This window comes from Vermiculatibacterium agrestimuris (assembly GCF_943193085.1).
Taxonomy (GTDB): Bacteria; Bacillota; Clostridia; order Oscillospirales; family Oscillospiraceae; genus Vermiculatibacterium; species Vermiculatibacterium agrestimuris.
Genome location: NZ_CALPCU010000029.1, coordinates 1 through 23,543 on the forward strand (window position 1 = coordinate 1; position 23,543 = coordinate 23,543).

The following is a 23,543-nucleotide window of genomic DNA, read 5'->3' on the forward strand; positions in this document are numbered from 1 at the left end:
AAGACCGCCACCGTTTCCGGTGGCGGTCTTTGCGTTTATTCACGGCCCGGCGTCAGCCGGCCCAGCAGCGTCTCGAACTGGACGCCCTCCTCGACGGGTGTGCCCAGCTCCAGGGTGTACCGGGCACACGCCCCCACGAAGTCCACTGCCAGGGCCGCCGCCTCCTTCAGGCTCCTGCCCGTAAGCAGCCCTCCCAGGGTCACCGTGGAAAAAAGATCCCCGGTGCCGGGGAATTGGGCGGGGGCCTCATGAACGGCGGTCATGGAAAACTCGCCCCGCTCCCGGTCAAAGCAGGCCGCGCCCACCCTGTCCTGGGCCGGGTGGACGCCGGTGATGATCACCGACCGCCGCCCCTCGCCGCTCAGCCGTTCCAGCCACTCCCTTATCCCCGCCTCGCCGCGGGGCACATGCTCGTAGGGCTCGTCCAGCAGGATGGCGGCCTCAGTAAAGTTGGGGGTGATGACGTCCGCCATCGCCGCCAGGGACTTCATGGCCCGGCACATGGCAGGGGTGTAGGTGCGGTAGGGCTTGCCCCAGTCCCCCATGACGGGATCCACCATCACAAGGGTATCCTTTCCCCGGAACCGCCGCAATAGATCCCCCAATACGCCGATCTGCCGCTCCGAGCCCACAAAGCCGCTGTAAAGGGCGTCAAAGCGCACCCCCAGCTCCTCCCAGTGGCCGGCCGAGCCCTCCATCTCCCCCGTCAGGTCCCGAAACACGAATTTGTCTGTGGGCGGAAAGATGGTGGAGGCTGACAAATAGGCCGTGGGCAGAGCAGAGCACCAGCAGCCCATGGCGGAGAGCACCGGAAGCACTATCGCCAGGGAGCACCGGCCCATGCCGGACAGGTCGTGGACGGCGGCCACATGCGGAGCTTTTTTCCCTTGTGCCATCATAAGCACCCCCCAAATGCCTTTTCCCCATTATAATCTTTTGCCCCAAAGAAGGCAATGATTGACGCAAAAGATTTTGTTTGCTATACTGATTATCGTATGCGGGATTGTTGGAATTGGCAGACAAGACGGATTTAGGTTCCGTTGCCGCAAGGCGTGAGGGTTCAAATCCCTCATCCCGCACCAACGTTCCTCTACAGTTGAACCGCCCCAGGTCTTGTTATCCACAAGACCTGGGGCGGTCGGTTTTTCTGTTCCTATCGCAGCTTAAAGGGCGCGGCCTTCAAGGCTCCGCCCCCTCCTCTTCGGGCCGTTCTTCCCCGTTTTCATCCCTCTGCTCCTCCGCCTGCTTCCGCCCTGACCGGCGGCGGCGCAGCTTTTCCATAATAAGGCAGAGGATAATACTCAGCTGGTAAAGGAAGATGATCGGTATGCCTACCATGATCTGGGAGATCACATCGGGCGGTGTGATAAAGGCGGCCACCACAAAGCTGATAACGATCACAAAGCGGCGGGCCTTCTTCATCCACTCTACCTTCAGCAGCTTCAGGGCGTTGAGCACCACCGAGATGACCGGCAGCTCAAAGACCACGCCAAAAATGATGAAGATGGTCAGCAGAAAGGAGATGTAGTTCTGTACGGAGATGGCGGCGGCCACCTCGGCCCGATTCTCCAGGGTACTCAAAAAAAGCAACATGGTGGGCAGCATGATCCGATAGGCAAAGTAAACGCCCACGCAGAAGAAGATGGAACCAAAGATGAGGGAGAAGACAAAGGCCAGATTCTCCCGCTTGGTCAGACCGGGCCTTGCAAAGGCCCAAACCTCATACATGATGACAGGCATCGCGCACACCAGGCCAAAGATAAGGGCCACCGACATGTACTGCATCAGCAGCTCCTGAGGCGCCAGGTAGACATACTGATAGCCGTAGACCTCACCCAGGCCCAGCAGGTGCTCTACCACACGGGGGGCAAAGCCCAGCCCGACAATAGTGCCTATAAATAAGATGAGGAGACAGACAATCAGGCGGTTGCGAAGCTCCTTCAGATGACCGGTGAGCTTCATCCGCTTCTCATTGTTCTGCCGGGCCTTACTCTTTGTCTTTTCCGCCATCCGCAGTGACCTGCTCCTCAGTGGTCTTCTCCTCGTCCACGCCCTCACGGAAGCTCTTCACGCTCTTTCCAAACATCTTGGTGAGCTTAGGCAGCTGGGTGGGGCCGAAAATGATCAGAATAATCGCCAAAATGGCCAGCAGTTCAAAGGTCCCGAGTTTCATTTTTCTTCCTCCTTCAATAGTTCTGCACTTTCCCCTTCCGCACTGGCAGGGACTGTAGCCCGGTCAGGTGTATCCTCCACCGGGGGCGTATGTACCTCTGGCTTCTTGGCGGAAGGCTTCCCCAAATCAGAAAAAGACTTCTCTATATCCCGCAGCCCGTCCCGGATGGACTTGTCCATCTCCTCGATGGGCTTCACAGCCTCCCGGATCGGTGCGGCGGTCTCTTCCATCGGGTCAACGACAGTTTCCTGTATGTCCTTGGCGACCTTACTGGAGTATGTCTTGAACTGACCCATAGCCTCGCCCAGTTTCCTGGCAAACTCGGGTAGCCGATCCGGCCCGATGACCAGCAGAGCGACGGCAAAGATCAGCAAAAGCTCTGTGGCTCCGATTCGCATGGAGCATCGCTCCTTTCCCGTACTGTGCGCCCCCTTATCAGGGGCTTTTTCAACCTATCTGTAGGGTAATTATAAAGACGCGGGTAATAAAAGTCAAGCAATTCTTCCACAGACCCAGCAGCAGCCGCAGTCCCCTTTTTTGACAAAGTACCCCCAAAATGATGTTGATTTGTGGGGAAGAAGGAGTATATAATATAGCAAAGACGCTATGTTCTTGGAGGTGCCTATGTTTTCTTTCTCCGACATGAATCTTTTCCTTGCCATTGCCAGAACCGGCAGCTTTACTGCTGCGGCAAAAAAGCTGCATACCACCCAGTCGGCGGTGAGCCGCCGGCTGATCCGGCTGGAGCAGGAGGTGGGCTGCCGGCTGCTCTCCCGCACCCAGGGCGGACGGCAGATCGTTCTCACCCCTTCGGGCCGGGCGTTTCTCACCATTGCCGAGCGGTATATCGAGCTGTGGAACGAGGCCCAGGCCCTGCCCCAGCTGAATCTGCACATCAGCTTTACGCTGGAGACGGCGGGCGCGGCGGGAGAATACATCCTGCCCCAGGTGCTCCACCGCTTCGTGGGGGAAAATCCCAACATCTTTCTCTCCGTCCGCCGCAGCGACAGCCAGCAGTGTTATGAGCAGGTGGCAAGCTACCGGGCCGACATGGGCATCGTCACCGAGGAGCAATACCATCCCGACATGGAGACCCACCCCATTTTCTCCGAACCCATGGTTCTGCTCACCAACCGTGCAGGCCCCCTCCGCTCCGGGATGACCCCATGGGAACTGAACATGGAAAATGAGATCTTCGTGCCCTGGACAGCAGATTTCTTCCAGTGGCACACCACCGTTCTGGGCGGCTTTTTGACCCCGGTGGTATCCGTCTGGACGCCCCACGTGGCCCGGCCCTTTTTCAGCGACCCCAACGCCTGGATGATCGCCCCCCTCTCCGTTGCCAAGGTCATGGGGGAGCTGGACGAGCGCCTGACCTGGTACACGCTGGAGCAGGGGCCCGCTGACCAGACCATGTACTATATCCTCCGCACCAAGGAGCGCTCTGAGCTCGTCAGCCATTTTCTCCGCTTCCTGGCCCAGGCCCTGGCCGGGATGGAGGATATCCGGCTCCTGCTCCATGAGGAGGTAGAGGTATAGGAGAGCGGCAGCCACCCCGCCGGGCTGTCGAAACAATCATTCATTTCACGAATTATGTCGCTGTTTGCCGTTTTTTTCTTGACAAATCCTCCACAAGGACATATTATATCAATTGTAGAATAATTTGTTTTGCACCACTACAATTATTTAGAGGGGGATTCCTATGTCTGAGGAAAAGAAAGGATTTGCCACCAAAGAAGTGACCCGCAGGCAGTTCCTCAAGATCTCGGGTGTAAGCCTTACCGGGCTTGTCCTGTCCACCCCGCTGCTCACTCTGATGGGCTGCACGCAGAAGCAGGTGGACGACGGCTCCGTCACCACCTGGGCTTTCCCGCAGGGTCTGCTGGTGGTCAACAAGGACAAGTGCACCGGCTGCCAGCGCTGCGAGATCAACTGCACTCTGGTCAACGACGGATGCGTGTCCAGTTACATCTCCCGGGTCAAGGTGACCCGCAACCTGTTCTCCGGACGCAATGACACCGGCTTGTACAGCGACAATCACTTCGTCTACTTCCCCGACACCTGCCGGCAGTGTGCGGAGCCCGCCTGCGGCGCCGCCTGTCCCCAGGGCGCCATCTCCGCCGACGAAAAGGGCGTCAAGAAGGTGGATCCGGAGAAGTGCATCGGCTGCGGCGCCTGCGTCAACGCCTGCCCCTGGCATATGCCCACCGTCAATCCGGTCACGGGCAAGTCCTCCAAGTGCGTCCAGTGCGGCGCCTGCGTGGAAGGCTGCCCCTCCGGCGCTCTGTCCATTATCCCCTGGGAAGAGGTCGCTGCGGCCTCCCAGGCTGTTTAACGCAAGGGAGGTATTGAAATGTCTGTTTTGAACGGTATCAACGGCTGGGCCGGTACGATCCTGCGTGTCAACCTGACCAACGGCTCCGTCGCCCGGGAAGACACCCTTCCCAAGTACAAGCCCTATATTGGCGGCATGGGCCTCGGCTATAAGATTATTTGGGACGAAGTGCCCCTGGACACCGATCCCTTCAGTGAAGAGGCCAAAGTGGTCTTCAGCGTCGGCCCCCTCACCGGTTCCGGTGTGCCCTGCTCCGGCCGTACCACCATCACCCTGCTGTCCAACTGGTCGCGCGGCAAGTCCATTCTGGACGCCCACATGGGCGGCCACTTTGCCCACAGCATTAAATATGCCGGCTATGACGCCATCATCATTGAGGGTAAGGCCTCCAAGCCTGTCTACCTGAAGATCGAGGACGACAAGGTCTCCCTTGAGGATGCCTCCCACGTCTGGGGCACCGGCACCTTTAACACCAACAAGGTCATCTCCGCCGAGTGCGGCGCTGAGTTCGACGTGGCCTCCATCGGCGCTGCCGGCGAGAACCTGGTCAACATGTCCTGCATCGTCACCTCCTTCGGCAACTCCGGCGGCGCCGGCGTTGGCGGCGCTCTGGGCGCCAAGAACCTGAAGGCCATCGCCATCCGGGGCACCGGCGCTGTGAAGATCGCCGATCCCGTGGAGCACAAGAACCTGTGCGACTACATGATCCGGGATCTGGTGGGCGGCAACAACAACCACAATGTTCCCTCCCGTCCCCAGTCCTGGGCCGAGTACACCTCCACGGTGAAGAACCGTTGGCAGGGCGGCCCCGGTGTGATGTGGGGCGCTGCGCCTGACGGAGCCATTGACACCGGCGAGCAGCCCTCCGGCCAGATCGCTGTTGCTGCCTACCGGGCCACCAAGGGCGTCTTTGACTACGGCGACGTGGTACAGCAGTACATCGTCAAGTCCGGCGGCTGCGCCTCCTGCCCGGTGCGCTGCTATTCCGAGTACAATGTGGACATCCTGGCTGAGTATGACCTGCCCACCCTGGTGTCCAACACCTGTGCTCCCTCCGGCAGCGTTCCCACCGCCTTCTATCTCAAGGAAGCTATGCACGACTTCAAGGATGAGGGCGACTCCAAGGTCGTTCTCGGCCTTCACGGTGCCTATGTGATGGACGATCTGGGCCTGTGGGAGAACTATGGCAACCTTGGCCGCGACTTCGCCTGGTGCCTGAAAAACGGCGTCTTTGAGAAGATGCTGTCCAAGGAGGAGTATGACTCCATTCCCTGGCAGCTGATGAAGGACGGCGATCCCCGCTGGCTGGATGATATTATGGGCCGCATTGCCCGCAAGGAGGGCGAGATCAGCCGCATCGGCGAGGGCAGCTACGCCTTCTACAAGGCCTGGGGCCTGGACGATCCCGCCAAGAACGAGTGGGGCGTGAATATGTACGACGTGATCGGCGGTAACAACAACGTCACCTATAACGGCTACCCCAAGCACCACTCCGCTGAGGACGCCTGGCAGTCCGGCCTGCTGTACAACGTGATGTACAACCGGGACTGCATGGATCACGTTATGACCAACTTTGTCCGCTCCGGCTCCCCCTTCAACGAGGTCATCAAGCCCGTGCTGGAGAGCTATTTCGGCGAGGGCTGTGTGGACGCCCCCAAGGCGTACACCCCCATCAACGACGCCAAGATCAAGCTGGCCAAGTGGGCCTTCCTGCAGAAGCAGTGGCACGATTCCGCCACCCTGTGCAACTGGATGTACCCCATGACCCTGTCCTCCTCCCCCGCCCGGAAGTATGTGGGCGACATTGAGCTGGACGCCAAGTACATGACCGCCGTCACCGGCGAAGAGTGGACCATGGACGACATCCTGTCCTGCATGGAGCGCATCTCCCATATGCTCCGCGGCATCACTGCCATCTCCTTCAAGCTCAATGAGGGCCTGGAGAACCTCCGCAAGGATCACGACGCCGTTACTGCCTGGGTCTTCGACAAGGATCCCGACGTCCCCGCCTTCAGCGAGGGCACCGACAAGATGGATCGGGAGGACTGGGAGAAGTCTCTGACCATGTTCTACGAGGCCATGGGCTGGAACACGGAGACTGGCATCCCCACCCGTGAGACTCTGGAGAAGTTCGACCTGGGTGATATGGCCGACAAGCTGGAAGAGCTGGGCCTCATCTAAAAAAGGAGGACATTCATGGCACTTTTAGGAAGACGCAAGCCGGGGTTTGCCACTACGGAGGTAGTCGATCCCCGAACGCTTTCCGACGCTGTGAATGAGGATAATATTGTAACGCCCTGCCCCGCCGCTGAACAAGCGGCGGGGCAGCCGCCTGTGACGGAGCCCCTTCCGGCCAACATGGTTCAGGCCCTGGCGCAGTTTGTCCGCAATCACAGCCGCAGCGGTTACCTGGTCTCCCTGGCCCAATTGAGCCGGGAGGATCCCAACGTGCCCACCCTCTACGCGCAGATGGCCGCCGACCCTGTCTGCGGCGATATCCGCGGCTATCAAACGGCAAAGGACACCTATCTCTATGAGGAAGGGACGATGAGCGAGCTCTATCTCATGCTCAACGCCCTTGTCCTGGACGGAGATGACGTTAACACCATCGTCACCTTGGTGCGCTACAATAGCAAAGTGTTCCCCACGGTGACCCCCCTGGACTACTTTTTCCGCACCCCCTTCTCCATGACCCAGGAGCAGGTGGACGCCGCCGTTGAGGCCATTCTCTCCACGGGCGGCGAGCTGGCGGACATCGCGGAGACCCAGGGCCCATCCGGCAACCGGTATCTGTACTCCACAGACCACCTGACCCCGGTCTACGCCAAGTCTCTCGCTGAATTTGCAGAGGCAAACGACTGAATGGAGGGCAGCTCCTATGAGCCCAGACAACATGGAAGAAAAGCAGGATCTCATTGAGTATCTCAAATCACTTCCCGACGTGGAAGACACCCTGCCTCCCTTTCCGGAAGAGGCGGCGGCGGTAGAGGAGCCTGAGCTGAGCCCGGCAGAGCAGCTGGCCAACGTCATCCGCCAGGCCTCCGCCCGGAGCCGGCTGGTCACAAAGACCCAGATCACCCAGGAGCTCGAGCAGGGCGAAGTCCTTCTCACCGCCATGGCTATGATGGACAGCTGCAAGGACATCCGCTCCACCGCAGGTAAGACGGAGACCTATTACTACTCCTCCCAGGTCATGACGGATAATTATGCCATGATCGCCACCTTGGTGGCCGAAGAGGACAATCCGGCGACCCTGGCTCAGATGGTGCGCTTTCACGCGGAGAAGTACCCCGCCGCCACGCCCTTTACCTACTTTTATGAGCATCCCTACTGCTGGACGCCGGAGCAGCTCGCGCTGGCCCTGGATCAGGTGAAGAACACCCCGGCCTATGCCGATATTGTTGAGGTGCGGGCCTATGACGGCACTCCATTTTTGATCTCCACCCGCTATGTCTCTGAACACTACGGCAAAGCCTTGGCCGATTTTGGCCAGGAGAGCACCGAAAGCATGTAAATTCGGAATAATGTGAGGTCTGTGTGGAAATGGAACCTGTGGTAGAGCCCATCCGCTCGTTGAAAGGGATCTGTACCGATCCGGAGCGCGGCACTGTCCCGATCACGGTGGATGTGCCCTATGAACACACCCTGGAGCTCTATGTGGACAACAGGCTGCTCCACTCCATCGTATGTACGCCCACCTATCTGCCGGCGCTGGTCATTGGCCGGCTGTGTACCGACGGCATCATTTCCAGCATAAAGCAGGTCGGGCGCTGGAGCATCTCCGAAGACGGAACCAGGGCCGACGTGACATTGGCCCCGGACATTCAGCCGGAGAGTGCGCCTCCCGTTGGGTGGGCCCCCGCCGTCACCGATGAGATGATCTATCTGGCCCAGGAAAAGTTCAGCGCCGGTCATCCCCTTTATAAGCGCACACGCGGCGTACACAGCTGCACCATCCTTCACGGCGGGGAGATCCGGTATGTCACCGAAGACCTGTCCCGGCACAATGCGTTGGACAAGGCGGTGGGCTGCGCCCTGCTGGATGGGCTGCCCCTTTGGGAATGTCTGCTCTACTCCAGCGGACGGGTGCCTCAGGATATGCTCCAAAAGGGCCTTACCGCCGGCCTGCGGGTCTTTGTGGCCAAGGCCATACCCACCTGGCAGAGCGTTCAGCTGGCAAGGGCAAATGGCATCGTCCTCATCTGCGACGCCCGGAATAAAAGCTATATCCGCTTCTCCCCCGAGGAGTGACCTACGCGCTTCCACGCCCGGCGGCCCCAATGGCCCGCCGGGCGTTTGTTCTGCCGCCGCAGCGCCCATAGAGCGGTGTTGATTTTTTTGCGCCGGTACGGTAAAATGGCTGTGCAATGATTTTATTCGCCCAGCCGCAGGAGGGGGATCGCCATGAAACGCTTTTTTCGCACACTGACTGCCGCCGTCCTTTCCGTCGCCCTCCTATCCACCCCCGCCTTTGCCGGCTACTATCCCGACAAGGCCCACACCCCTCTGGACTACGCCGAAATGTCCTGGACGGAGTTTGACGAGACCCTCCTCACCCAGGCCCTGGACGAGCTGGAGTCCCTCGCCCAGAGCAAGGCCCTGCAGGCCCGCACCCGTCAAGTCCACTCCCAGGCCGCCCGCCTCTACCGGCAGGTATTGGAGGGCTACGACGCCCTTTACACCCAGATGACCCTGGCCATGATCCGCTATGACGGCGACTACACCAACGCTGACGCCTCCCAGGCCTACACCCAGCGGCTCGACCGCCTGACCGTCCTGTTCGACCGGTGCCTCACCGTTCTGCAGGCCCTGGCCAGAAGTCCCCACGCCGATATTCTGGAGCGGGACGGCGGCCAGGACTGGGCCGACGCCCTGTACTATTACGAGCCCATGACCGGGGAGGAGCTCTCCCTCTTCCAGCAGGAGACCGCCCTGGTGACCCAGTACGAGCAGCTTTTGAACAGCGACTACGACCCCGGGGACATGGCGCGGCTGTATCTGGAGCTGGTGGAGGTGCGCACCGCTCTTGCCCGGCTGTATGGCTATGACAGCTACGCCGACTATGCCTACGCCGTCTCCTACAGCCGGGACTACACCCCCCGGGAGATCACCGCCGTGGAGGACACGGTGAAGGCCGGCTTCCCCCAGCTCCTCTCCGCCATCGGCTCAGCGATGGAGGCGGATTTCGACGCTCTCTACGACCTGCCCGGCGCCTCCGGCCAGCAGCGGCTGGACGAGATCGGCTCTTACATCGGCCTGATCCATCCGGAGCTGGAGGAGGCCTTCTCCTTCCTGCGGGAGCACCATCTGTACGACCTGGACGAGGGCGAGGCCAAGCTGCCCTTAGGCTACACCGTAGAGCTGCCCAGCTATGGCTCCGCCTTCATCTTCGACGCCCCCTACGGAAGCGCCGCCGACTACGCCACCGTCATCCATGAGTTCGGCCACTTCAATAACTCCTTCCACATCACCGACCGCATTCTCTGGGCCGGCAACACCATGGACGTCAGCGAGATCCAGTCTCAGGCCCTGGAGCTGCTGTTCACCGAATACGCCGGGGATATTTTCGGGGAGCTGGGCCCCGCCTTCCGCTGGTACCAGGTCTATTCCATCCTCTCCAGCGTGCTGGACGGCTACCTGTACAACGAATTTGAGCGGGCGGTCTACGCTGACCCGGACATCACAGCGGAGGAGCTGAGTCCTCTCTTCCTCTCCATCGTGGACAGCTATGGCGGCGGCTACGAGGAAAACGACTGGATGGAGGTCACCCACCTGTTCCAGTCCCCCTTCTACTATGTCAGCTACGGCACCTCCGCCCTGTCCTCCCTGGACATCTGGCTCACCTCCCTCACCCACCGGGCGCAGGCGGTGGATGCCTATATGACCATCAGCGCTCTGCCCACCACCGTCAGTTACGGCGAAGCTGTGGAGCAGGCGGGCCTGCGGGATATTTTCGACGAGAGCGCCCTGGCCGCCCTGGCCCGGGAACTGGGGGATGCCATAGAGGCGGAGCTGGGCGTCAAGGCCGACCTCCCCGCCATGGGGCGGCCCAGAATGGGCGTTTCCACCCGGGAGGAGCAGATCTTCACCCTCGTCCTCGCCGCCTGCTGTGCGGCCGCCTTCCTTGGGAGTATGGGCATCCTGGCCCTCGTCCTGCGGCGGCGGAAGCGGCGCCTTATGCGGGAGAGCGGGTTTTCTCCGCGCTCCTCCGCCAGGCCCCGGGAGGATCCCTGGGACTGAACCTTGCTATTTCGGCAGGAATTTGATATCATGGGAGAAACCAATGCGGGGGAGGATACGCAAGTATGAGCATAACCGTCACCAAAAAGGGTGTCTATTATAAGCAGGGCCAGTTCCTGCCCGCTCAGAGCGATCCGGCGGGCGTGGACGCCGGCCGGCAGAAGACCATGGCCTACGGCATCCTGTGCGCCCACAACCACAGCGGGGATATGGCCCGGCTCCAGATCAAGTTCGACGCCATGGCCTCCCACGACATCACCTACGTGGGCATCATTCAGACCGCCCGGGCCTCCGGCATGGAGCGCTTCCCCATTCCGTACGTACTTACCAACTGCCACAATTCCCTGTGCGCCGTGGGCGGCACCATCAACGAGGACGACCACCTCTTCGGCCTGTCCGCCGCCCGGAAGTACGGCGGTGAGTTCGTCCCCGCCCACCAGGCGGTGATCCACTCCTATATGCGGGAGCGGTACGCCGCCCCCGGCAGGATGATCCTGGGCTCCGACTCCCATACCCGCTACGGCGCCTATGGCTGTATGGCCATCGGCGAGGGCGGCCCGGAGCTGGCCCGCCAGCTTCTGGAGAAGACCTACGACATCGCCTATCCTCCGGTCATTGCCGTCCACCTTACCGGCCGGCCCCGGCCCGGCGTAGGCCCCCAGGATGTGGCCCTGGCTCTGGTGGGCGCCACCTTCCCGTCCGGCGCGGTGAAAAACGCCGTGCTGGAGTTCTTCGGCCCCGGCGTCCGGGAGCTGTCCATGGACTACCGTTCCGGTATCGACGTAATGACCACCGAGACCGCCTGTCTGTCCTCAGTTTGGTCCACCGACGAGGTGACGAGGGCCCACCTGGCCGCCCTGGGCCGGGGGGACAGCTTCCAGTTCATGGCCCCGGCGGATGGCGCCTATTACGACGCCCTAGTGGAGATCGACCTGTCCGCGGTCAGCTCCATGATCGCCCTGCCCTTCCACCCCTCCAACGTCTTTACCATCAAGGAATTCAAGGCCAACCTTCAAGACCTTCTCCACCAGGTGGAGGTAGACACAGCCCAACAGCTGGGCGTGAAGAACGCCCCCTCCCTTCTCCATAAGATCACCATTGACGGCTTCCGGGCCGATCAGGGCGTCATCGCCGGCTGCTCCGGCGGCACCTACCAGAACCTGAAGCGGGCCGCCGAGATCCTGAAGGGCCGCTCCACCGGCGCGGGCCCCTTCTGGCTGAGCTGCTATCCCGGTTCCATGCCCATTTTGCAGGAGCTGACCCGAAAGGGCTACATCACCGACCTGATGTGCGCGGGTGCCTCCATTCGCTCCTGCTTCTGCGGGCCCTGCTTCGGGGCGGGAGACGTGCCGAGCAACGGCGGCTTCTCCATTCGCCACTCCACCCGGAACTTCCCCAACCGGGAGGGCAGCAAGCCTGCCGACGGCCAGGTCAGCTACGTGGCCCTCATGGACGCCCGCTCCATCGCCGCCACCGCGCTCAACGGCGGCCTCCTCACCGCCGCCGACGAGCTGCCCCCCGAGCTGCTCACCCCCGACTATCCCAACGAGCGCTGGGCCTACAGCGACAAGTCCTATAAGTCCCGGGTCTACTACGGCGTGGGCCGTCCGGCCCCCCAGGTGCCCCTGGTCTTCGGCCCCAACATCGCCGACTGGCCGGAGCAGATCCCCCTGCCGGAGAACCTGCTGCTCACCTGCTGCGCCGCCATCTACGATCCGGTGACCACCACCGACGAGCTTATCCCCTCCGGAGAGACCTCCTCCTACCGTTCCAACCCCGTCAAGCTCTCCCAGTTCGCCCTGAGCCGGAAGGATCCCCAGTACGTCCCCCGGGCCCTGAAGATACAGCAGGAGGAGCTGAAGCGGCGCAAGGGCCAGGGCGGGGACTTCCCCGGCGATACGGGCATCGGCTCGTTCATCATGGCATTGAAGCCCGGCGACGGCTCCGCCCGGGAACAGGCCGCCTCCTGCCAGCGGGTGCTGGGGGGCTGCGCCAACGTAGCCGCTGAGTACGCCACCAAGCGGTACCGCTCCAACGTGGTCAACTGGGGCATGCTCCCCTTTATCGCCGAGGATGTGAAGCGCTGGAACCTCCAGCCCGGGGATTCCCTCTATATCCCCGGTATCAAAAAGCTGCTGGAGGGGAATGGCGAGGTCATTGACGCCACCCTCATCCAGGAGGGTAAGCGCACCCCGGTGAAGCTGAAGCTCCCCGGCCTGACCCGGGAGGAGCGGGACATCATCCTGGCGGGCTGCCTCATCAACTACTACGCCAAATAAACAAAACGGCTGGGTCTTTTTAGACCCGGCCGTTTTTTTGAAACCTTTTCCTTTTTTGGGTGTATCTATTATCAGAGACGTTTCTAAAGGGGGCCGGGCCTTGAACGAGAATATCCTCATCCAAAAACTGCAAGCGGGCAGCACCGGGGCTCTGGAGACCCTCATCCGCCGCTATACCCCCTATGTCAGCGCCTGCGCCTATCGGGTGCTGGGCTCCCTCCCCCGGGAGGAGCTGGAGGAGACGGTGGCGGACACCTTTGTAGAATTGTGGCGGCACGCCGGAGAACTGGATCCAGAGCGCCCCCTCCGCCCCTGGCTGGGGACGGTCGCCTCCAACAAGGCCAAGAACCGGCTGCGCGCCTATGCTCCCGCCGCCGCCATCCCCGAGGACGCCCCCGCCCCGGTGGATATACAGCGGCAGACGGAGGAACGGGAACGGGGCGCGGCCCTCTGGCAGGCAGTAGACGCTCTGGGGGAGCCGGAACGAACCCTGTTTCTGCGCTACTACTACGAGGGGGAGAAGCTGAAGACCGTCGCCGCCGACCTGGAAATGAACCTCTCCACCGCCAAGACCAAGCTGCGCCGGGGAAGGCTCCTTCTCCGGGAACAATTACAGGGAAAGGAAGGTGTGGAGCTTGGCTGACAGACTGAAAAAACTGGAACGGGAGCTGGGTCTTGCCGCCGCTCCCAGCCCCTTTGCCATCGATCCCAAAACCATCTGCCGCAGGGTGGAAACTACCCTTTCGGCGGAGGAGCGAGAAAGGAAGTACTATATGAAGCATAAGCTCCGTTTGGCCGCTATCTTTACAGCGGCAGTCATAGCCCTGACAGGCACCGCCTTCGCCGCGGGCCCCACCCTCGGAGAAATGCTCCAGACCGCCCTGGGCATCTTTGCGCCATATGCCCAAAGTCAGCAGGGCGTTGTCGAAGACCAGGGCATCCGGGTCAAGGTCCTCTCCGCCCTCACCGACGACCTGTGCGCCAAGGTCTATCTGGAGGTCACCGACCTCACAGGAGACCGGCTGGAGAAGGCGGAGATCAGCGGAAGACTGGGCCTGAGGCTGGAGGGGGAGACCTCCTGGTCCGAGGGCTGCCGGATCGTGGACTACGACCGGTCAACAAAAACCGCCCTGGTCTGCGTAGAGCGAAACGCCGGGGTCTTCCTCAGGGAGGAGGTCAAAAGCACCGTCATCCTCAGCGGCCTTCAGCCCGAATATCACCGTTTCAACTCCCAGCCCCTGCCGGTGGAGGCCATCCCCGACCGGCTCCTGCGCACCCGGCAGCTGGACACCGGGGAGAGCGTCCTGATCCCGGGCCAGAACCCTCTGGAACCGGCGGAGGGGGACGGGGTGACCATCTCCTCCATGGGCTTTGGGGACGATGGCCGGCTCCATTTCCTGTCGGCGTTCCCCCAGGGGGCCAAAGACAGAGGCCACGCCATTCTCACCGTCTACTCCAAGACCCCGGCGGAAAACGGCGGCACCTTCTTCCAGAAGGACTTGCAGGGCGTCCGGTTCGTGGAGGCTGGGCGGGTCTACTACGACTTCTCCCTCTCCGCCGCTCTGGCCGACCGGGAGAACATCGACAGCATCACCGGGGTCTACGGCGTCTATACCGCCTCCGACCCGGTGGAGACCACCTGGGAGCTGCCTGTGACCCTGCGCCCGGTGGAGGCCGTGACCAGTCCTCTCTCCGGTCTTATTGACCACAACACCCTGGAAGAGCTGCGCCTGTCCCCCCTGGGGGTGGTGTTGGTCTCCTCCTCTCCCGACTACACCCAGATCGGCGGCTACCCTCTGACGGTGTTTCTTGCCGACGGCACCAGCCTCCATCCGGAGGCGGGCATCCACGGCCACCAGAAGGATGGCCCCAACATGTCCCGCTGGGTCTTTGACCGCCCGATAGAGGTCGAAGACATCACCGGCATTGCCCTGGGCTGCTGGATGATCCCCGTGGAAAACGGCACAGCCGGGGCGGGCTACTGGCTCCCCGCCTGGCCGGAATAAACGGGCAAAAAGAATGGGCGAGTATCACACTCGCCCATTCTTTTTTTGCAGGCTTTTAAAACAATCCTGTGATGCGGCCATTCTCATCCACATCGATGTTCTCCGCCGCCGGGACTTTGGGAAGGCCGGGCATGGTCATGATATCCCCGGTGTAGGCCACGATGAACCCCGCCCCGGCGGAGACCTTCAAATTGCGAACGGTAACGTCAAAGCCCTCCGGCGCCCCCAGCAGAGCCGGGTCGTCGGAGAAGGAATACTGGGTCTTGGCCATGCAGATGGGAAGGTCTCCAAAGCCCAGCTCCACCAGCTTCTCATATTGCTTTTGGGCGCTGGGGGTAAGAACCGCCCTCCCACCGTGGTATACCCGTCCCACAATGGCGTTGAGTTTATACTGGATGGAGGTATTGTCCTCATAGGCATAGGTAAACTCGTCCAGCCGCGGCTCCCCGCACAGGCGGATGACCTCCTCTCCCAGAGCTTTTCCGCCCTCGCCGCCCTTGGCCCACACCTCGCTGAGGGCCACGCTGACCCCCTTTTCCCGGCACTTATCCTCCACCAGCTTCCACTCGGCGGGGGTATCGGTGGGAAAGGCGTTGACGGCCACCACGCAGGGCAGGTGGAAGGTGTTTTGGATGTTGTCCACGTGCCGCAGGAGATTGGGAAGACCCCTCTCCAGCGCCTCCAGATCCTCCTTCCCCAGGTCGGCCTTGGCCACCCCGCCGTGGTGTTTCAGCGCCCGGACGGTGGCCACGATGACCACCGCGTCGGGGGCAAGGCCCGCCATGCGGCACTTGATGTCCAAAAACTTCTCCGCCCCCAGGTCGGCGCCGAAGCCGGCCTCGGTAACTACGTAATCCCCCAGCCGCAGAGCGGCGTCGGTGGCGATGACGCTGTTGCAGCCGTGGGCGATGTTGGCGAAGGGGCCGCCGTGGATGAGGGCGGGGGTGCCCTCCAGGGTCTGAACCAGGTTGGGCTTGAGGGCGTCCTTCAAAAGGGCGGCCATGGCCCCCTCGGCCTTCAGGTCGTGGGCGGTGACCGGCTCCCCGGAACGGTTATAGGCCACCACCATCCGGCCCAGCCGGGCCTTCAGATCCTGAAGGTCGGAGGCAAGACAGAACACCGCCATGACCTCGCTGGCCACAGTGATGTCGAACCCGTCCTCCCGGGGCACCCCCTGCATCCGGCCCCCCAGGCCGTCGATGACCTGGCGCAGCTGCCGGTCGTTCATGTCCACGCACCGCTTCCAGGTGATGTTCTTCACGTCGATGTCCAGGGCGTTGCCCTGCTGAATGTGGTTGTCCAGCATGGCCGCCAATAGATTGTTGGCCGCCCCGATGGCGTGGAAGTCCCCGGTGAAGTGGAGGTTGATGTCCTCCATGGGGATGACCTGGGCGTAGCCGCCCCCGGCGGCGCCTCCCTTCACGCCGAACACCGGCCCCAGGGAGGGCTCCCGCAGGGCCAGGCAGGTCTTCTTCCCCAGCCGCTGGAGGGCGTCGGCCAGGCCCACGCTGGTGGTGGTCTTCCCCTCCCCCGCCGGGGTGGGGTTGATGGCGGTGACTAAGATCAGCTTCCCCTTCCTGGGCTTATCTTTGTAAGCGGCAGGCTCCACCTTGGCCTTATTATGGCCGTAGGGGATCAGGTCGTTTTCCGTCAGACCCAGCCGGGCGGCGATCTCCCCGATAGGCTTTCCCTTCACGCTCTGGGCGATCTCAATGTCAGTCAGCATGGTTTTCTCTCTCCTCTGTCATCACATTCTTCTCAGTTTATCCCAAAGGGCCATGGGGACGCAGGCGGGGAGCACCTTGCTGCCCACCTCCATGGCAAAGGGGATGGGGCCGCAGGTGGCCACGGCCAGATCCAGGCCGTTCATGGTGAGGCTCCAGGCCGCCACCGCCTCGGGCCGCATGGCGAAGGGGGTATGGCGGACAGCGTCGGGATTGGCGGTGTCCCGGGCCACGGCCATAAACTCCGTCTTCACCCAGTAGGGACACACCGCCGTCACCTTCACTCCCCTCCCCCGCAGCTCCCAGCGCAGGGCCTGGGTATAGCGGAGCAAGAACGCCTTGGTGGCGGCGTAGAGGTTCATACCGGGAAGGGGCTGGAAGCCGGCGCAGGAGGCCACCTCCAACAAACGGCTGCCCCGCTCCAGATAGGGTAGGCACACCCTGGTCACCTCCACGGCGGAGCGGCAGTTGAGGGCGATCATATCGCCGGTCTCCTCCGCCGTCAGATCCTGTGCCCGGCCGAACTTGCCAAAGCCGGCGGCGCAGACCAGGGCGGCCACCTCCGGCCGCTCCTCTGCCAGCAACGCCTCCAGCACCTCCACGCTCTCCCGGCGTTTTAAGTCCATGGCAAGCACGCGGCCCCTGCAGCCCAGCTCCCCGGCCAGGGCCTGCAGCCGCTCCTCCCGGCGGGCGATGAGCCAGATCTCGTCCGGGTGCAGCAGCCTGTCCAGCTGTTTGGCATAGGCCCGGCCCAGACCGGAGGAGGCTCCGGTCACAATGGCGATCTTCATGGCGGTCACTCCTTTCCCAGATAGCTTTTCCAATTGATGCTATTCTACCATCCCGTGCCGTCGAAAGCAAGGGAGACGCCCTTGTCCCGCCGTTAAGTTTACATAATGTTAAAATCTTTCCAAAAAAGCCGCCCTCCGAAGAGAGCGGCTTTCTTATCATCCGGATATGCCGTTTATTTGTCCCGGTTAAAAATGTTGAAAATGGACTGCCACTGGTCGTCATCGTCATGGGGGCCTTCTCCCTCCCCCTCGGCCTTCTGCTCCTCCACCTTCTCGCCGGCCCGGGTGAAGGGCTTGTCCGCGGCGGCCACGGCGGCCTTGGCAGCGGCCTCGTCATAGCCGGTGGCGATAACGGTGACCTGCATCTCGTCCTCCATCTCGTCGTCGAAGGCGGCGCCGAAGATGATAAGCGCCTCGGGATGGGCGGCCTGGCGCACCAGGTCGGCAGCGGCTTCCACCTCTTCCAGGCCGATGTCGCCGGAGCCGGTGATGTTCACCAGCACGCCCCGGGCGCCGTTGATGCTCGTCTCCAGCAGGGGGCTGGAGATGGCCATCTTGGCCGCCTCTTCCGCCTTGGTCTTGCCGGCGGCCCGGCCTACGCCCATATGGGCCATGCCGGCGGCCTTCATCACGGCGGTGACGTCCGCAAAGTCCAGGTTGATAAAGCCGGTGTTCTTAATGAGGTCGGAGATGGACTGCACCGCCTGGCGCAGAACATCGTCGGCGATCTTAAAGGCGTTGTTGAAGGTGATCTTCTGGTCGGTGGCGAACTTCAGCCGCTCGTTGGGGATGATGACCAGGGAGTCCACCTTGCCCTTAAGCTCCTCGATGCCCAGCTCCGCCTGCTCCATACGGCGCTTGCCCTCGAAGTTGAAGGGCTTGGTGACCACGCCCACGGTGAGGATGCCGGCCTCCTTGGCGATGTCGGCCACAATGGGGGCCGCGCCGGTGCCGGTGCCGCCGCCCATACCGGCGGTGATGAAGACCATGTCGGTGTTCTCCAACGCCTTGGTGATGGCGGCGCGGCTCTCCTCGGCGGACTTCCTGCCCACATCGGGGTCGCTGCCCGCGCCCTGGCCGCCGGTGAGCTTCTCACCGATCTGTATCTTCTGGCTGGCGCTGGAAATGTTCAGCGCCTGCTTGTCGGTGTTCACGGCGATAAAATCCACGCTCTTTACGCCGGAGCTCACCATACGGTTGACAACGTTGTTGCCGCCGCCTCCCACGCCGATCACCTTGATGTTGACTACGCTCTCAGCGCCGGTATCCAATCCAAACGGCATATTAGCTCCTCCTATGTACAAAGTGAAGTACCACAGTTATCTACGGGGACGCGGGTCATTTTGTGCTCTGTTCCCCAAAGTCTTCTATATCTTGTTTTATTTTACCCTTCTTTGGCCCCGAGGTCAATAGTTCTCTTCGGATTTCCCCAAAGTTTTGGAACAATCGTGTGCCAAATACCACCACCGCTGCCAAATAAATGGGAATTCCCATCTTCTGACCCAGCCAGGTGAGAAATACGGCGATGGCGGCGTTGCCCACCACGCCGGAGAGGAAGATCCCCGTGTGGAATTCTCCCTGAAGCCGGGCCCGGAAGCCGCCCAGACCGGAGTCCAGGGCGGCCAGAAGACCGATGCCGGCGTAGAGGGTCATGGCCGAGGAGATGGACAGGGGATAGAGGATCCCCAGCAAAAGTCCCGCCGCAAGGCCGATCAGCTCCAGCATATCAGACCCCGCCCCCTTCCTGGGTCGGCGCGGTCTCCACGCCCTTGGCGTAGCGGTACTCCACCGCGCCCTGATACTTGGGGATGGTGAGCGCTTCGCTGGCGGCGACCTGCACCTGGATGCGCCACTGGCCCAGGATATCCACCACGCCATTGCGCATGGTCAGCGCGTTATAGAGGGTGGCGGGATCCCCGATGGCAAAAATGACATAGGGGGCGGCGTAACGGCGGCCGTTCACCGTCACCACCGCGCCGGTACAGCGGATCTCGCTGGTGGCCAGAAGCCGCTCTCCGTTGAGGGAGATAGCCTCCGCCCCGGCTGAGCGCAGCTCGTTGACCACCGAGAGGAGGTCGGAGTCGTGAATGAGGTAGTTGGCCTCGTCCCCGGTGGTGTTCACCGCCGCGGAGTCGGAGAGGATGACGGACACGCCGGGGCCGGTGACCTCCACCAGTCCGGCGGTGATCTCCAGCTTCTCCAACTCAGCCCGGAGGGCCTCTCCCTCCAGGCTGCCTTCGCTGGCCTGGCGGCGATAGATGGCCAGCTCCTCCTGCACCTGGGTCAACTGCCGCTCCAGGCCCTCCACCTTGTCCAGTTCCTGGTTGTAAAGTTCCTGCAGGGTCTCCAACCTGCCCGCTGTGGCGGCGTCCTCCTGGCTGTTAAACCGGACACTCTGAAGCTGGGAGGCCAGCAGGAAGCCCACAATGGCAAAGACCAGGGTCAGAGCCACGGTGCCGTGGCTGTTATTGCTCCTGGGCCTGTCCGCCCTCGTCCGGGACGCCGTCGGCTGTTGTTCCATCATCGGCCGCCTCCCCCCTTTCCTCCTGCTGGCCCGGAAGCCAGCGTTCCGTGAGCAGCCGGGCCTGCTCATCGCCGTAAGTCAGATCCAATGTGCCGGCCACTGCCTCTCCCCGCTGCTGGAAGGTCTCCAGCACCCGCTGGAGCTGAAAGGCCAGGCGCTTAAAATCTCCGGTCATGGGCACCGCCACAGTGAGGTTGTCCCCAAAGCCGAAGTAGATGGTGTTGGTGGCGTTCAGATCCACAAAGCCGGTGACGTTTCCCACCATTCCCCGTCCCGCCAGGGCGGTGAGCAGAGCCTCCAGACTGTCCAGCTTGAACTTCTCCTCCGGCTCCACTGTCAGCCAGTCTCCCAATCCGGGGTCTGTGGGATGGATGCCGCTGACCACAGGCAGCGTGCCCTTCATCTGCTCGTCGCCCCAATCCAGCAGCTTGCCCCGGGCGTCCATGAGCCACCAGGAATCCTCCACCTGGACTACCGCCGCCGCCGTAGACTCGGTGATGCGCAGGGTCAGTCCGTCCGGGGGGCGGCGGATCACCGCCACATTCTGCACATAGGACAGCTTCCGGGTGATGTTCCCGGAGGTCTGGGGCTTGTTGATAAGCAGAAGGTTCTCCCCCAGCTCCACCCCGGAGGCGTCAATGATCTCCTGGGCAGAGTAGCGGCTGTTTCCCTCCACTGTGATCTGGTTGACCCGGAAAAAGATCACGCAGCCCACGACAATGGCGGCCAGGATCACCAAAAAGGACAACAGCTTATAGAGGAAGCCAAAGCGTCCCCTTCTCCGCCGATGCCGTTTTTGTGTGTTCCTCGCCGCCATGCGCTGGCCTCCTGATGTCAAAAAGGGTCTCCGGGTCATTGTGGGCTATTATAGCACCTTATGGTGAAAAAGTCGTTAAAAATTGCTTACAATATTCCTATCTTTCGTCCTCCGGCGTCTCCCTCGATATCTTTGCCCCCAGAGCACGCAGGTCGGCAGAGAGGTCGGCGTAGCCCCGGTCGATGTGCTTCAGGCCGCCCAGCAGCGTCTCTCCCTGCGCGCCCACCGCCGCCACCGCCAGGGCAGCGCCGCCCCGCAGGTCGGTGGAGCGCACCTTGGCGCCTGAGAGCCGGGGCACACCGTAGACCACCGCCACCCGGCCCTCCACCCGGATATCCGCCCCCATGCGGGAGAGCTCATCCACGTGGCGGTAGCGGCTGTCGAACATATTCTCGGAGAACACGGTGGCCCCCTCCGCCTTGCACAGCGCCGCCATGACCACCGCCTGAGCGTCAGTGGGGAAGCCGGGATAGGGCGCGGTGCGGATGGGCCGCACCGCCTTCAGCCGCCCGGGGGCGGTGATGGAGATGGCGTCGGGCGTACTCTCCACCCGGCACCCCGCCTCAGCCAGAACGGTGGTGACGGTGGACAGGTGCCGCCAGTCCACTCCGGTGACCTCCCCCTGGCCTCCGGCGGCGGCCACCGCCGAGAGATAGGTGGCGGCCACGATGCGGTCGGCGATGACGGTGTGCTCTCCGCCGTGGAGGGGCGCTCCGCCCCGGATGGCAATGACCGAGCTGCCGGCTCCCCGCACGTCCGCCCCCAGGGTATTGAGGAAGTTTTGCAGGTCGATGATCTCCGGCTCCCGGGCGGCGTTGGTGATGGTGGTCAGGCCCTTGGCCGCCACGGCAGAGAGCATGATGTTCTCGGTGGCCCCCACGCTGGGCAGAGACAAGGTCACATCGCCGCCGGTGAGCTCGCCGGTACACACCAGCCGCCCGCCCTGCTCCTGGATCTCCGCCCCCAGGACACGCAGTGCGGAGAGATGCAGGTCGATGGGCCGGGGGCCCAGCTCACAGCCCCCGGGATAGCTCAGCTCCGCCCTGCCCATCCGGCCCAGGATGGGGCCCAGAAAGACTACGGAGGAGCGCATTTCCCGCATAAGGTTGTCGGGCACGTCGGCACAGGTGGGGGCGGCGGCATTCACCGTCACCGTCTCCCCCTCCCGCTTCACCGTACAGCCCAGATGCTCTAAAATGGCGAGGGTGTACGCCACATCGGTGAGCCGGGGGCAGTTATGTATCACGCACTCCCCCTGGGCCAAAAAGGTGGCGGCCAGGATGGGAAGCACGCTGTTTTTGGCTCCCTGGATATGGACGCTGCCCCGGAGAGGGCGTCCCCCCTCGATCCTCAATATGCTCATGATTTGCCCTCCCTATCGGATTTCCTTCGGGTCATCCTATGCGGGAGGGCAAATTTGGGTCAATGCTGTCTTTTAGCGCAAAAGCCCCTTCAGGGTCACGTATATCTTCTCGTTGGCGTCGGGAATGGCCATAGCGGAGAGCCTGCGGCTCATCTCCGAGCGGCGGGGCGCGTCCTCCAAAAGGGCCTTGGCCTGCTCAAAAAGCCGCTGGCCGGAGCACTCCTTCTCCGGCAGGAGGATCGCGCCTCCCGCATCGGCCAAGACCTTGGCGTTCTTGGTCTGGTGGTCGGCAGTCACGTTGGGGGAGGGCACCAGCACAGAGGGCTTGGCGATGGCGGACAGCTCCGAGATGGTGGAGGCGCCCGAACGGCACAGCACCAGGTCGGCGGCGGCCATCACCAGGGGCATATCATAGATATATTCCCGCACCTCCACGCCCTTCATCCCATCCCCCGCCGCTCCGGCGGCGGAGAGGGCCTGGGTCATGGCGGCAAAGTCCCGGCCCGCCCCGTGGATATGGCGGAAGGGGGCCCCCTCCTGCCGCTCCAGAAGGAGGAAATCAGTCATATAGCCGTTCATCCGCTCCGCCCCCAGGCTCCCCCAGTAGGACAGAAGCAGGGGCCGGTCGTCGGTAAAGCCCAGCTTCTGCCGGGCCTCCTGGCGGGTGTACTGGAAAAAGTCCCCCCGGACGGGGGTGCCGGTGACCACCACCTTGGCCGGATCGTCGTAATGCGCCCGGCTGTCCGCAAAGCCCACCATCACCACATCGGTGACCTTGCTCAGCGCCTTCGTGGTAAGGCCGGGCACAGCGTTGGACTCGTGGACGGCCGTGGGGATGCCGGCCTTGGCGGCCGCCTTTACCACCGGGTAGGAGGCGTAGCCTCCGGTGCCCACCACCAGGTCGGGCTTGAACGTATTCAGAATGGCCTTGGCCTGCCTGTCAGACCGCACCATATTGACCAGGGTGCCCAGGTTGTGGCCGATGGCGGCGGGGGTGAGGGAGCGCTGGAAGTTGGTGATGGTCACCGTCTTCAGCTCCATACCCTCCTTGGGCACCAGCCGGGTCTCCATGCCCCCGTCCGCCCCCACGAAGAGGATGTTTGCCCCATCCCGCTCCCGGAACATCCGGGCCAGGGCCACGGCGGGGTTGATGTGGCCGGCGGTGCCGCCGCAGGTGAAGAGAATATTCATAGAAAGGCCCCCTATCATTGTCACGCTTCGCAAGGGACTGACCGCTTGGTCGCTTTCCCTCCGACTCAGCCTGGTCTTCGGGCCGCCCTGCGGCCCTGCG

The 23,543-nt window shown here is 62.5% G+C and carries 22 protein-coding genes and 1 tRNA gene; 11 read left to right on the forward strand and 12 right to left on the reverse strand.

All coding sequences use genetic code 11. From position 1 onward, the window contains the following. Nucleotides 1-35: 35 nt before the first annotated feature. Nucleotides 36-896, reverse strand: a complete 861-nt coding sequence (locus NFR87_RS09045; RefSeq protein WP_251449042.1) for a pyridoxamine kinase — start codon at nt 894-896, stop codon at nt 36-38. 101 nt (nt 897-997) lie between these two features. Between NFR87_RS09045 and NFR87_RS09050 the strand changes: the two genes are divergently transcribed. Beyond that, nucleotides 998-1,082, forward strand: a tRNA-Leu gene (locus tag NFR87_RS09050). Between the two features lie 97 nt (nt 1,083-1,179). Here the strand turns inward: NFR87_RS09050 and tatC are convergent. Genes tatC through NFR87_RS09065 form a run of 3 tightly spaced genes read right to left on the reverse strand, consistent with a single transcriptional unit; the run spans nt 1,180 to nt 2,571 of the window. Continuing rightward, a complete protein-coding gene (gene tatC, locus NFR87_RS09055; RefSeq protein ID WP_251449043.1) occupies nt 1,180-2,010 on the reverse strand; it encodes a twin-arginine translocase subunit TatC in 831 nt (276 codons plus the stop codon). Continuing rightward, nucleotides 1,988-2,173: a twin-arginine translocase TatA/TatE family subunit gene (locus tag NFR87_RS09060; protein ID WP_251449044.1), complete on the reverse strand. Its 186-nt coding sequence runs from the start codon at nt 2,171-2,173 to the stop codon at nt 1,988-1,990. The genes tatC and NFR87_RS09060 overlap by 23 nt, the downstream gene beginning before the upstream one ends. Then, nucleotides 2,170-2,571 carry a Sec-independent protein translocase subunit TatA/TatB gene (locus NFR87_RS09065; RefSeq protein WP_251449045.1) on the reverse strand — a complete coding sequence of 134 codons (402 nt, stop codon included), beginning with the start codon at nt 2,569-2,571 and terminating at the stop codon, nt 2,170-2,172. The genes NFR87_RS09060 and NFR87_RS09065 overlap by 4 nt, the downstream gene beginning before the upstream one ends. Nucleotides 2,572-2,797: 226 nt before the next feature. Here NFR87_RS09065 and NFR87_RS09070 point away from each other — a divergent pair, with 226 nt between their 5' ends. From NFR87_RS09070 to NFR87_RS09115, 10 genes are all read left to right on the forward strand, one after another. Then, entirely contained in the window at nt 2,798-3,712 is a 915-nt protein-coding gene (locus NFR87_RS09070; RefSeq protein ID WP_251449046.1) for a LysR family transcriptional regulator, read from the forward strand. Nucleotides 3,713-3,875: 163 nt separating this feature from the next. Beyond that, nucleotides 3,876-4,508 carry a ferredoxin-like protein gene (locus NFR87_RS09075; protein ID WP_251449047.1) on the forward strand — a complete coding sequence of 211 codons (633 nt, stop codon included), beginning with the start codon at nt 3,876-3,878 and terminating at the stop codon, nt 4,506-4,508. Nucleotides 4,509-4,526: 18 nt separating this feature from the next. Then, nucleotides 4,527-6,689: an aldehyde ferredoxin oxidoreductase gene (locus tag NFR87_RS09080; RefSeq protein ID WP_251449048.1), complete on the forward strand. Its 2,163-nt coding sequence runs from the start codon at nt 4,527-4,529 to the stop codon at nt 6,687-6,689. Between the two features lie 15 nt (nt 6,690-6,704). Continuing rightward, nucleotides 6,705-7,370 carry a hypothetical protein gene (locus tag NFR87_RS09085; protein WP_251449049.1) on the forward strand — a complete coding sequence of 222 codons (666 nt, stop codon included), beginning with the start codon at nt 6,705-6,707 and terminating at the stop codon, nt 7,368-7,370. Between the two features lie 16 nt (nt 7,371-7,386). Next, nucleotides 7,387-8,022 carry a hypothetical protein gene (locus NFR87_RS09090; RefSeq protein WP_251449050.1) on the forward strand — a complete coding sequence of 212 codons (636 nt, stop codon included), beginning with the start codon at nt 7,387-7,389 and terminating at the stop codon, nt 8,020-8,022. Between the two features lie 29 nt (nt 8,023-8,051). Then, nucleotides 8,052-8,759 carry a formate dehydrogenase accessory sulfurtransferase FdhD gene (locus tag NFR87_RS09095; protein ID WP_251449063.1) on the forward strand — a complete coding sequence of 236 codons (708 nt, stop codon included), beginning with the start codon at nt 8,052-8,054 and terminating at the stop codon, nt 8,757-8,759. A 153-nt stretch (nt 8,760-8,912) separates the two neighbouring features. Continuing rightward, nucleotides 8,913-10,748, forward strand: a complete 1,836-nt coding sequence (locus NFR87_RS09100; protein ID WP_251449051.1) for a gluzincin family metallopeptidase — start codon at nt 8,913-8,915, stop codon at nt 10,746-10,748. A gap of 65 nt (nt 10,749-10,813) precedes the next feature. Beyond that, nucleotides 10,814-13,027: a hydratase gene (locus NFR87_RS09105; RefSeq protein WP_251449052.1), complete on the forward strand. Its 2,214-nt coding sequence runs from the start codon at nt 10,814-10,816 to the stop codon at nt 13,025-13,027. 100 nt (nt 13,028-13,127) lie between these two features. Beyond that, a complete protein-coding gene (locus NFR87_RS09110; protein ID WP_251449053.1) occupies nt 13,128-13,670 on the forward strand; it encodes an RNA polymerase sigma factor in 543 nt (180 codons plus the stop codon). Next, nucleotides 13,663-15,033, forward strand: coding sequence for a DUF4179 domain-containing protein (locus NFR87_RS09115; RefSeq protein ID WP_251449054.1), 1,371 nt, complete (start codon nt 13,663-13,665; stop codon nt 15,031-15,033). The genes NFR87_RS09110 and NFR87_RS09115 overlap by 8 nt, the downstream gene beginning before the upstream one ends. 55 nt (nt 15,034-15,088) lie before the next feature. On the opposite strand, the gene NFR87_RS09120 is transcribed toward NFR87_RS09115, so the two are convergent. From NFR87_RS09120 to murG, 8 genes are all read right to left on the reverse strand, one after another. Continuing rightward, the gene (locus NFR87_RS09120) at nt 15,089-16,759 is read right to left on the reverse strand and encodes a formate--tetrahydrofolate ligase (protein WP_251449055.1); all 1,671 of its coding nucleotides are present in this window, start codon (nt 16,757-16,759) and stop codon (nt 15,089-15,091) included. 21 nt (nt 16,760-16,780) lie between these two features. Next, entirely contained in the window at nt 16,781-17,548 is a 768-nt protein-coding gene (locus tag NFR87_RS09125; RefSeq protein WP_251449056.1) for an SDR family NAD(P)-dependent oxidoreductase, read from the reverse strand. 173 nt (nt 17,549-17,721) lie between these two features. After that, complete coding sequence (ftsZ, locus tag NFR87_RS09130) at nt 17,722-18,831, reverse strand: cell division protein FtsZ (protein WP_251449057.1); 1,110 nt, start codon at nt 18,829-18,831, stop codon at nt 17,722-17,724. A 55-nt stretch (nt 18,832-18,886) separates the two neighbouring features. Next, the gene (locus NFR87_RS09135; protein ID WP_251449058.1) at nt 18,887-19,273 is read right to left on the reverse strand and encodes a small basic family protein; all 387 of its coding nucleotides are present in this window, start codon (nt 19,271-19,273) and stop codon (nt 18,887-18,889) included. Between the two features lies 1 nt (nt 19,274). Next, complete coding sequence (locus tag NFR87_RS09140) at nt 19,275-20,069, reverse strand: DUF881 domain-containing protein (protein ID WP_251449059.1); 795 nt, start codon at nt 20,067-20,069, stop codon at nt 19,275-19,277. Further along, nucleotides 20,014-20,889, reverse strand: a complete 876-nt coding sequence (locus NFR87_RS09145) for a cell division protein FtsQ/DivIB (RefSeq protein ID WP_251449060.1) — start codon at nt 20,887-20,889, stop codon at nt 20,014-20,016. The genes NFR87_RS09140 and NFR87_RS09145 overlap by 56 nt, the downstream gene beginning before the upstream one ends. 97 nt (nt 20,890-20,986) lie before the next feature. Beyond that, the gene (gene murA / locus NFR87_RS09150) at nt 20,987-22,252 is read right to left on the reverse strand and encodes a UDP-N-acetylglucosamine 1-carboxyvinyltransferase (protein WP_251449061.1); all 1,266 of its coding nucleotides are present in this window, start codon (nt 22,250-22,252) and stop codon (nt 20,987-20,989) included. Between the two features lie 72 nt (nt 22,253-22,324). Beyond that, nucleotides 22,325-23,443, reverse strand: a complete 1,119-nt coding sequence (gene murG, locus NFR87_RS09155; RefSeq protein ID WP_251449062.1) for an undecaprenyldiphospho-muramoylpentapeptide beta-N-acetylglucosaminyltransferase — start codon at nt 23,441-23,443, stop codon at nt 22,325-22,327. Nucleotides 23,444-23,543: the final 100 nt, after the last annotated feature.

Coding starts and splice junctions, on each gene's coding strand:
- NFR87_RS09045 (WP_251449042.1), bottom strand. CDS start 896: ATGGCACAAGGGAAAAAAGCTCCGCATGTGGCCGCCGTCCACGACCTG.
- tatC (WP_251449043.1), bottom strand. CDS start 2,010: ATGGCGGAAAAGACAAAGAGTAAGGCCCGGCAGAACAATGAGAAGCGG.
- NFR87_RS09060 (WP_251449044.1), bottom strand. CDS start 2,173: ATGAAACTCGGGACCTTTGAACTGCTGGCCATTTTGGCGATTATTCTG.
- NFR87_RS09065 (WP_251449045.1), bottom strand. CDS start 2,571: ATGCGAATCGGAGCCACAGAGCTTTTGCTGATCTTTGCCGTCGCTCTG.
- NFR87_RS09070 (WP_251449046.1), top strand. CDS start 2,798: ATGTTTTCTTTCTCCGACATGAATCTTTTCCTTGCCATTGCCAGAACC.
- NFR87_RS09075 (WP_251449047.1), top strand. CDS start 3,876: ATGTCTGAGGAAAAGAAAGGATTTGCCACCAAAGAAGTGACCCGCAGG.
- NFR87_RS09080 (WP_251449048.1), top strand. CDS start 4,527: ATGTCTGTTTTGAACGGTATCAACGGCTGGGCCGGTACGATCCTGCGT.
- NFR87_RS09085 (WP_251449049.1), top strand. CDS start 6,705: ATGGCACTTTTAGGAAGACGCAAGCCGGGGTTTGCCACTACGGAGGTA.
- NFR87_RS09090 (WP_251449050.1), top strand. CDS start 7,387: ATGAGCCCAGACAACATGGAAGAAAAGCAGGATCTCATTGAGTATCTC.
- NFR87_RS09095 (WP_251449063.1), top strand. CDS start 8,052: ATGGAACCTGTGGTAGAGCCCATCCGCTCGTTGAAAGGGATCTGTACC.
- NFR87_RS09100 (WP_251449051.1), top strand. CDS start 8,913: ATGAAACGCTTTTTTCGCACACTGACTGCCGCCGTCCTTTCCGTCGCC.
- NFR87_RS09105 (WP_251449052.1), top strand. CDS start 10,814: ATGAGCATAACCGTCACCAAAAAGGGTGTCTATTATAAGCAGGGCCAG.
- NFR87_RS09120 (WP_251449055.1), bottom strand. CDS start 16,759: ATGCTGACTGACATTGAGATCGCCCAGAGCGTGAAGGGAAAGCCTATC.
- NFR87_RS09125 (WP_251449056.1), bottom strand. CDS start 17,548: ATGAAGATCGCCATTGTGACCGGAGCCTCCTCCGGTCTGGGCCGGGCC.
- ftsZ (WP_251449057.1), bottom strand. CDS start 18,831: ATGCCGTTTGGATTGGATACCGGCGCTGAGAGCGTAGTCAACATCAAG.
- NFR87_RS09135 (WP_251449058.1), bottom strand. CDS start 19,273: ATGCTGGAGCTGATCGGCCTTGCGGCGGGACTTTTGCTGGGGATCCTC.
- NFR87_RS09140 (WP_251449059.1), bottom strand. CDS start 20,069: ATGGAACAACAGCCGACGGCGTCCCGGACGAGGGCGGACAGGCCCAGG.
- NFR87_RS09145 (WP_251449060.1), bottom strand. CDS start 20,889: ATGGCGGCGAGGAACACACAAAAACGGCATCGGCGGAGAAGGGGACGC.
- murA (WP_251449061.1), bottom strand. CDS start 22,252: ATGAGCATATTGAGGATCGAGGGGGGACGCCCTCTCCGGGGCAGCGTC.
- murG (WP_251449062.1), bottom strand. CDS start 23,443: ATGAATATTCTCTTCACCTGCGGCGGCACCGCCGGCCACATCAACCCC.